This window comes from Aliivibrio sp. 1S175 (assembly GCF_001690985.1).
GTDB lineage: Bacteria > Pseudomonadota > Gammaproteobacteria > Enterobacterales > Vibrionaceae > Aliivibrio.
Genome location: NZ_MAJS01000016.1, coordinates 1 through 1,847, shown reverse-complemented (window position 1 = coordinate 1,847; position 1,847 = coordinate 1). Strand labels below are relative to the sequence as shown.

Annotated in this window: 2 protein-coding genes; both read left to right on the top strand. The window is 34.4% G+C overall.

The genetic code is table 11. From position 1 onward, the window contains the following. Positions 1 to 117 precede the first annotated feature (117 nt). On the top strand, positions 118 to 960 hold the full coding sequence (locus A6E06_RS08280) for a pentapeptide repeat-containing protein (RefSeq protein WP_065593245.1): 843 nt from the start codon (positions 118 to 120) through the stop codon (positions 958 to 960). 261 nt (positions 961 to 1,221) lie between these two features. Further along, complete coding sequence (locus A6E06_RS08275; RefSeq protein ID WP_255312068.1) at positions 1,222 to 1,713, top strand: lysozyme inhibitor LprI family protein; 492 nt, start codon at positions 1,222 to 1,224, stop codon at positions 1,711 to 1,713. Positions 1,714 to 1,847 lie beyond the last annotated feature (134 nt).

Genomic DNA, 1,847 nt, shown 5'->3' with positions numbered 1-1,847 from the left:
TCGGCAATCTCAGTTTGCCGAGTGTTTATCGTTTTAAGGTGTCAATATTAAGTATAATTGCTTAGTAGTAAACGTGTTATGCAGGCGTTATGTGTTCCATAAGTATATGAGATATAAATGATTAAATTTATAAATAAAACCCCATTAAGAGCTGTTACTTTTCTCTTTGTTATGACTTTCTTAGTTGTAGTTTCGATTACTTCATTTTGGGAGGTGGTTAGTAGTAATGTCTTTCCAAATACAAGTATCGGTTTATACAATAAAAGTTTTTGGGAGAATGTATTAGTTGAAGCTCACGGGATGGTGTTCGATATACTTATCATCGGTGTAATTGTTGTGTGGTTAGATACAAGAAGAACAAAGTTTAATGAACAAACAAATATGACAAATGAACTTAGTGATTTATCGTATTTGGATTTACCAGAAATCAATCATAAGAAAGTTGGCTTGATTGCTCGTTTGAATCAAATCGGTGTTAAAAAATTTGACCTTGATGAGCTTATAATTACGGATGTTAGAATTAAAGGATTGATCATTGAATCATCTACTTTGAATGGTTTAAAGGCAAAAAAATCAATTATTACTGGTTCAATATTTGATAATACGAGTTTAAATCACGCTGATATTTCGCAGGCCGAGATCAAAGGAAGTAAGTTTATTAATTGTAAAATGAAAAAAGCACTTTTCATCAATTCAAAGGCAATAGGTGCTGATTTTTCGGGTTCAAATTTAGAAAGAGCAAAGTTTATTAATTCTGATCTTAAAAGTGCCATTTTGAAAAATTGTGATTTGAGGGCGGTTAACTTCGAGGGAGCAAATTTAAGGAACTCTAATTTGAAAGGAGTTAAGAATCTTGAAGTGTCTAGCTTACTGAAGGCAAAATGCTTAGATTTTATTGTTCTGGATGAGGCAGCTAAGGCTGAACTGAAAAGTTTAAAAGATGGAATTAAAGGTTTTTGAATTGGAGGCAAGAGGGGAATTGAACCCCATGGCTGCAAAGTATTCATACTTCGCGGCTGACCAACATCGCGCCACTGATTTGTGTAACTTACCATTTTTTCTCTAATAGTCAAGCGATTACACATAACAAATGCATCAACACGATTTACTACACTCGGCATCCTCAGGTTGTCGGGTGTTTCTCGTTTTAAGGCGTCAATTTCAAGTATTATTGCATAGTAGTAAACGTGTTATGCAGGCGTTATGTTAATTCTGGAGAATATGATGAAAATAAGAGTCGCTTTATTGTTGGTATTACTGCTTCCATTCTCTAGTCATGCTCAAGAGTTTGTCGAAAAGCCAATCAATAAGTTTCCAACGTTAGCTGATTTTTCATCTGTTAGTGAGTTTGAAAACAACATCAATGAGTACGTACAAGAATGCTTATATAATAGCGGTGGCGGCTCTTTAGTCAGAAGGTGTTTTGTTAGTTATGAGCTTTGGGATAGAGAACTGAATCATTATTATCAGCTGCTTTACAAAAGTTCAGACGAAAGTACTAAGAAGTTATTAATCATGAGTCAACGTTCTTGGCTAAAATCTAGAGATGACACTATTCAATTTAACAGTCACCTTCTTGATGATAAATATAATAAGCAAGGTACGATGTACTTAGCTATGAGGGCTGATGAAGTAAACACAATTATAAGTCCGATAATTAAGAATAGGGCATTGCTTCTTAAAATGTGGTTTGAGTTAAAAGGTAATCATTAACATAACAAATGCATCAACACGATTTACTACACTCGGCATCTCAGGTTGTCGGGTGTTTCTCGTTTTAAGGCGTCAATATTAAGTATAATTGCATAGTAGTAAACGTGTTATGCAGGCGTTGTGCGTACTGAGTC